This window comes from Pseudaquabacterium terrae, assembly GCF_013266755.1.
Taxonomy (GTDB): domain Bacteria; phylum Pseudomonadota; class Gammaproteobacteria; order Burkholderiales; family Burkholderiaceae_C; genus Pseudaquabacterium; species Pseudaquabacterium terrae.
The window spans coordinates 1-6,555 of record NZ_JABRWJ010000030.1 but is presented as its reverse complement, the minus strand read 5'-3'; the positions used below and the strand labels follow the sequence as shown (position 1 = coordinate 6,555).

General features: G+C 62.5%; 3 protein-coding genes. All 3 read right to left on the bottom strand.

What is annotated here, in order from left to right; genetic code table 11:
* Positions 1–593: 593 nt before the first annotated feature.
* The 3 genes from HLB44_RS36415 to HLB44_RS36405 all read right to left on the bottom strand — a co-directional run bounded on the left by HLB44_RS36415 (position 594) and on the right by HLB44_RS36405 (position 3,559).
* Positions 594–1,136 (bottom strand): TIR domain-containing protein, encoded by a 543-nt coding sequence (locus tag HLB44_RS36415; RefSeq protein ID WP_173135705.1) that lies wholly within the window; start codon positions 1,134–1,136, stop codon positions 594–596.
* Between the two features lie 161 nt (positions 1,137–1,297).
* On the bottom strand, positions 1,298–1,846 hold the full coding sequence (locus tag HLB44_RS36410) for a transglycosylase domain-containing protein (protein ID WP_173135702.1): 549 nt from the start codon (positions 1,844–1,846) through the stop codon (positions 1,298–1,300).
* A 1,191-nt stretch (positions 1,847–3,037) separates the two neighbouring features.
* Positions 3,038–3,559 (bottom strand): DUF2199 domain-containing protein, encoded by a 522-nt coding sequence (locus HLB44_RS36405; protein ID WP_173135699.1) that lies wholly within the window; start codon positions 3,557–3,559, stop codon positions 3,038–3,040.
* Between the last annotated feature and the right edge of the window lie 2,996 nt (positions 3,560–6,555).

Below are 6,555 nucleotides of genomic sequence, written 5' to 3'. Positions count from 1 at the left end.
GCGGCCGCCAGCGGAGCGCCAGGGCCGCGAGGCACATGATATGCCTGGGTGCCTCGCGGCCCTGGCGCGTAGCTGGTGGACGTCGCGTTGACCGAAGGGTTAGGTGGCTGCGGGTCTTGGGCACCGATGCCAGAAGGACGGATGACGATGTTGCGCAGGGCAGAACTTGAACTGCGCAGTTGCGCGCGCTGCCAGAGCCCGAGCGGGCATTCATGGACTTCGAGATGAGCGGCCATGACAAGCGACGGACCTTGGCGAGCGGCAGTGGGGCCTGCGGCTTTTTCCGAACTGCAAGCGCCCGAAGGGCGCGTGGTGGGCTGCGCATCCAGCCAACGGATTTGTGTTTCTGCCAGGGCATCACGCCGAACGATGTCTTTGCTTCCAGAGCGCACCCGATCGTGCTCGCCGGCGAAGGTGGGCTGAACGAGACCTGCGCAAGTGGCGCACTTCGACGGACACCTAACGTTTGAGGTAACGCGCCCGCAGCAGCAGGAGGCTTGGGGCGCGAGGCACATGATTAGCCTGGGTGCCTCGCGCCCCAAGACGCCTGCTGGTGCGGGTCGCGTTGACCGAAGGGTTAGGCCGCACTTCGCTCATGTGCGAGTGAGCCACTCGTTCAGTTTGACTGCCGTGTTGTCATGATGATGATGAACGAGCCACTCGAACGGACCACCGGTGAACTGGCCCCACACGATCCGGTCGTACAGGCCAAGGTACTCGCGTTCGGCCCACGCTTGGTCGTAGTCTTGCTTTGCGGCGGGAAAGAGTGCCACGTTGCGCATTGTCTTCTCACCGTCGCCTAGCCCGAGTTCCCACGGGATCCACTTGCTATCCTTGCTCTGCGTGGTAACAAAGACGACGAACTTTCGGCAGACCGAGAGGCTTTGGCGAAGAATGGCTGCGGTCTCAAGTGAAGGGTCTTCAGGCAGAGACTTGTCTTGAACGTCCACGTACACCGACCCGCCGTTGTTCTCGAGTACGCTAATGACGCCAGGAAGATACTCGTTGTCCTTGTGTGAATGAGACAAGAAGACGGTCTTACCTTCCCGTCGGAGCGATTTCGCCAGAACCTGGCCTGAATTCTGGAGGTTCTTGGTGAAGCGCTCGAGATCATCGAAGGTAGCGAACTGGACCATGGATGAGTGTGCGGCGTCGATGGCGGGGCGTGCGGCCTAACGTTTGAGGTAACGCGCGGCCGCCAGCGGAGCGCCAGGGCCGCGAGGCACATGATATGCCTGGGTGTCTCGCGGCCCTGGCGCGTAGCTGGTGGACGTCGCGTTGACCGAAGGGTTAGGCCTCACTGGCGGCGGGCTGACAGCAGCAACTCGACGCGCCGAGCCAGCCGCTCCGGACTGGCCAGATTTGCGGCCGGTGCAAGCGAAATTGCCACGAGCTTCGCAGCTTGCTCGCGTGTGACGGACTCCAGTGGTACACCTAGATGGATTGCTGATGCTTGTGCATACCCGCGCACTCCTGGTCCCATGTATGCCTGCGACAGATGCAGAGCTGACAGGTCTTGTTCTGAAAGGTGCAACTTGAGGGAGATGCCAAGGCCGTGTTCCAGGGACTGCCTGCTCAGTGTTCGGAGGCCCTCAATCTGTGAAGGCGGTTGAGCGAGCAAGTCCCTCGCCACTTGGTACTTCCGCAGTTCGGGTTGCGAGCGATCCAGTGCTTCCATTAGGGTGGCTGGGGGACTGCGTTCGCTTGGCGCGGCGGCGGCAAGCAGGGATGCAGCCTTGGACAGGGCAGGCTGCACCACGGTGAACTCGAACGCAAGCGTGAAGGCCAGAAATGCAACCAAAGTGGTTCCGAGGAGCGCGCGAAAGAAGCGCAGATGTCGGTGCATGTTGTGAGGCCTAACGTTTGAGGTAACGCGCGGCCGCCAGTGGAGCGCCAGGGCCGCGAGGCACATGATATGCCTGGGTGCCTCGCGGCCCTGGCGCGTAGCTGGTGGACGTCGCGTTGACCGAAGGGTTAGGCGGCATTTTGAGCGGCAGAACTACGAGACCGTGCGATTGGAGAGCCGACCGCCAGTGATGGCCGGCAAGGTGCTGCGGCTTGCCAGGGCCAGAGTGCATGCGCAGGGCGGATTGTTGACCCTGCGCTCCGAACTCCGCCTCGCGCCGCGCCCGCGCGGCGCCCGACAGACTGACTGCGCGGCGCAGCACGCTTGCGCGAAGCGCACTTGTGGGACTGACCTTGAAGCGACGGCCGGAGGGCACAGCTTGCGAAGACGACTCACTGCCGCCGCAGTCGGACGGAGCACGACAGACGCGGTTGTTGTTCATGCTCGGTGCTCGCAAGCGCTCCGGTCGCCTCGCAGTCGGACGATTGCGGCGGACGCGGTGTTGGTCTTCACGTTCAGTGCTCGCAAGACGAACCGATTGCTCGGGCAGGGCCTTGCCATGACGCCTAACGTTTGACATGAGCGGCTGGCACAAGCAGGCGAAGCCTGCTTGTGCACGTCCGTTCGATGGAAGGGTTAGGCGCCTCGGTGGACAGCCCGCAGTTTGTATTCATGGTTCAGTGTGCTCGATCGGCAGCCAAACGCACAAGCCTTCCAGGCCGGCCAGCCTTCTTGCAGCGATTGGGGAGGGTGCCACTCGTGTTCGCATTGGCATTCGTGCGCCGGTGGCCTGCAGTGCTTGGGTGTTTGGGTGTTTGCGCGACTGCGCGCGAGACCGCAGCATTTGTGCGTGGACCGCGATTCCTCTGCAGAAGGGCATTTTCGGCGGGGCAGCGATCGATCTGGAGGAGTCACACGCTTGGTTCGCTGCCCGGCAAAGCGCGGGTAGCCGGCGCCGAGGGTCGAGGGTGATGTTCACGCGATCCCGGCGTGAGTTCGCTGCTCCCGCGACGGCGAAGAAACTACAGTGTCTCGAAGGCGAGTGTCTTTGCACTTCTTCGGGCGCCTAACGTTGAAGGTAAGGCGCGGCCGCCAGCGGAGCGCCAGGGCCGCGAGGCACATGATATGCCTGGGTGCCTCGCGGCCCTGGCGCGTAGCTGGTGGACGTCGCCTTGACCGACCAGTTAGGCCTCACCGGTGCATCGCCTGCTCCGCGAGCGACTGGGCCCTGGCGACGGAAATGCCTTGGTGTTGATCGATGACGAGAGGGTCAGTCTCTTGTTCGCCACGATGAAGAAGCAGTTTGGGCCGCTGACGGTTCAATTGAACGATGACATCAGTCGGTCGCGATGATGGCCCGCTGGGATAGTTCGGGATGGCATTGCACAGCCAGCCGAAGAAGCCTTCTCCTTCGACTGGAGTGTCGTAAGTGTCGAGATAACGCTCAAAGCTTTTCTTGCTCAGGGAGACCCAGACGCCCCAGGTAAATGGCTCAGCGACGCCTTCAATCGGAATCTCCAGGATCGTTCGAATGAAGTAATCCGTCCTGTCCTCGTGCGCGATCGTGCAGACGTCGGAATTCAGCTTGCCGATTCGTGCCTTCTGTTCTTCGGTCAGATTCGCATAGTGGTCCGGCGCATTGAAGGCGAAGCTGGGTGATCCTTCGTGCAACTTGCCGCAGCAAGTGCAGGTAAACGCGAAGATGGCGGGCATGGTTAGTGTCGTGAGGCCTAACGTTTGAGGTAACGCGCCCGTGCCGGCAGGGCGCTTGGGGCGCGAGGCACATGATAGGCTTGGGTGCCTCGCGCCCCAAGCGGCCTGCTGGTACGGGTCGCGTTGACCGAAGGGTTAGGCGTCATTGGGGTTCGCGCGCTGCGGGCCAAGAGAAATGAACGCGTTCACCGAGTACCTGAGTCCTTCTCGTGCCAAGTGAGCGTGGACCCGAGCCTTTGTTCAACGATGGTTCTCGCCTCTGTGAGAGAGGTGCTTGTACCACCGCCAACCCATTGTGGTTGACCCGCCGGGGTGCTGAAGTAGATATAGAAGCACTCGACTTCTTGGTCGTCCGCGATGTCGGGTGGATCTTCCTCGTCACCTGTCCCATAGAGCACGTGATGACTGACAATCTTGACTGCGCAAGGAGTGTCTCCCGCGTAGAGCCAAGTGCCCGACAGTACTGCCGGCGCGTCTGCGAGGTCGTGGTTCATGACGCCTAACGTTTGAGGTAACGCGCGGCCGCCAGCGGAGCGCCAGGGCCGCGAGGCAGATGATATGCCTGGGTGCCTCGCGGCCCTGGCGCGTAGCTGGTGGACGTCGCGTTGACCGAAGGGTTAGGCGGCATTTTGAGCGGCAGAACTACGGGACCGCGTGGAAGACAACCGCCTGCCAGTGATGCCTCGCAAGGCGCTGCGGTTGCCAGGGCCAGAGTGCATGCGCAGTGCGGCTCGTTGGCCCTGGGCTGCGAACTCACCTCGCGCCGCGCCCGCGTGGCGCCCGACGGACTGACTGCGCGGCGCAGCACGCCTGCGCGAAGCGCACTTGTGAGACTGACCTTGAAGCGCCGATCGAAGGGCACAGCTTGCGAAGACGACTCGCGGGTCATCGTAGTCGGACGAAGTACGACAGATGCGGTGCAGTTCTTCATGCTCGGTGCTCGCAAGCGTTTCGCTCGCTTCGCAGTCGGACGAACACGGCGGACGCGGTGTTGGTCTTCACGTTCGGTGCTCGCAAGACGGACCGATTGCTCGCGCGGGGCCTTGCCATGACGCCTAACGTTTGAGGTAACGCGCGGCCACCAGCGGAGCGCCAGGGCCGCGAGGCACATGATATGCCTGGGTGCCTCGCGGCCCTGGTGTGCAGCTGGTGGACGTCGCGTTGACCGACGTGTTAGGCCTCGGTCCCCGGCCTGCCCGTAGCACTGACTGCTGGCAGAGCCGAAGCCTTGCCGGCGTAGGCAGGCCGCTGGCGCCTGGTGGTGACTGAGCCTGCGACGTTGAATTGTCTTCACGCAGTTCAGTCCGTCGTGGTGAAGCGCGCAGCACTGATCTCCGGACTTCGGCTGTTCTATCAGCGGCCGGGACGGAAGGCAATCTTCGATCGCAGTTGCACCAACGACTGTCTTCTCTTCGTGGTGGTGCGCTCGTCGATGAGCGCTCATTGTCTTCACTTCCCATCAGCGACATTGGTCGAGATTTGGTGTTCGTTCGGCGTGGACAGATGCGCCTGGCGTTCGCCGAAGACTGCGCGCGAGGCCTAACGTTTGAGGTAACGCGCCCGTGCCGGCAGGACGCTTGGGGCGCGAGGCCGATGATAGGCTGCACGGCCTCGCGCCCCAAGGGGCCTGCTGGTGCGGGTCGCGTTGACCGAAGGGTTAGGCCGCATTTTGTCCCCCGATGTTGACCAGCAGTTCTGCGGCCCACAAGGTTGCACGTTGCCTACGTCGAGCGTGGCTTGTAGTTGCTGAAGAATTTCCAGGTAGTCTGTACTTCCCGTTCAACGCTTGGTTGCCCAAGTGCCAAGCGTCGAAGACTGTGCGGCCATTGCTGCCAACGTCAGGACGAAGTAGGCGCGCCTTGAGCCCACACAGAACTACTACTGAGCAACCAACCAGTTCTTGTGTCACTCGATCGACGTTTCCCCTTTCAGTCACTTCGCAATCCTTCGGCTCTGACGTCTTGTGCCCAAGGCTGACAGCCATTGGTATTGCCACCGAGTTGGTGATCCTATAGTCGTATCGCGCAGGTGACTCGAAGATGTCTGGTCTCTCAGCGTTCAGATGTTGGAGTGCGAAATCAAAGTTCTCACCAGTTGCGCCTGAGACGGGCCTTCCAGCGCGGACCTCGTCTGCCCCGGGAACACAGAAGACGAACGCAACGGGGAGTCGCCCGGGGCAGAAGTGGCAGCTGAAGTCGAGCATGCGTATGCGGCCTAACGTTTGAGGTAACGCGCGGCCGCCGGCGGAGCGCCAGGGCCGCGAGGCACATGATATGCCTGGGTGCTTCGCGGCCCTGGCGCGCAGCTGGTGGACGTCGCGTTGACCGAAGGGTTAGGCCTCGGTGCGTTTGCGACCGTGAACAGCGAGCAGGCTGATGAGCGACTTGGGCCCTGAGCTGCGCGACACGGACGCGAGAACTGCCAGAGCTTGACCGATGTTCTTGCCGCCGACGGCTGTGTGAGATGCGAAGCAAGTACCGCCCGAAGTGAACGGCATGCTCTTTGTGGGCCTGGTGCTCGGTGCATCGACTTGCGACGACCGATCTTGTTCTTCGATGTGCTCGGGCCGTGCGCCGACCGCGCGTGCGACGGGCGGCCCGCACAGACCTTGCCCCTCTTCCTTGCCAGGTCCTTGCCAGGCGCGTGCCCTCGTATTTCACTGCTGGCTGACGAGACGACGGTCGCAGGCATGTGGTGCTTCTTGAACCCTGCGAGTCGCGACGACCGTGCTGACCCGAGGCCTAACGTTTGAGGTAACGCGCCCGCAGCGGCAGGGGGCTTGGGGCGCGAGGCCGATGATAGTGCTGGGCGGCCTCGTGCCCCAAGACGCCTGCCGGTGCGGGTCGCGTTGACCGAAGGGTTAGGCGTCAATTCTGTACGACCCGGGCGCATGGTTGACAGATTTCTCTGGGCGGATGGTTGACACGAGAGGGGACGATGCGGGCTCGAAGGAGGAGCTTGCGGATGCCCTGGAAGGAAGTCAATCCGATGGACCT

Coding starts and splice junctions, on each gene's coding strand:
- HLB44_RS36415 (WP_173135705.1), bottom strand. CDS start 1,136: ATGGTCCAGTTCGCTACCTTCGATGATCTCGAGCGCTTCACCAAGAAC.
- HLB44_RS36405 (WP_173135699.1), bottom strand. CDS start 3,559: ATGCCCGCCATCTTCGCGTTTACCTGCACTTGCTGCGGCAAGTTGCAC.
- HLB44_RS36410 (WP_173135702.1), bottom strand. CDS start 1,846: ATGCACCGACATCTGCGCTTCTTTCGCGCGCTCCTCGGAACCACTTTG.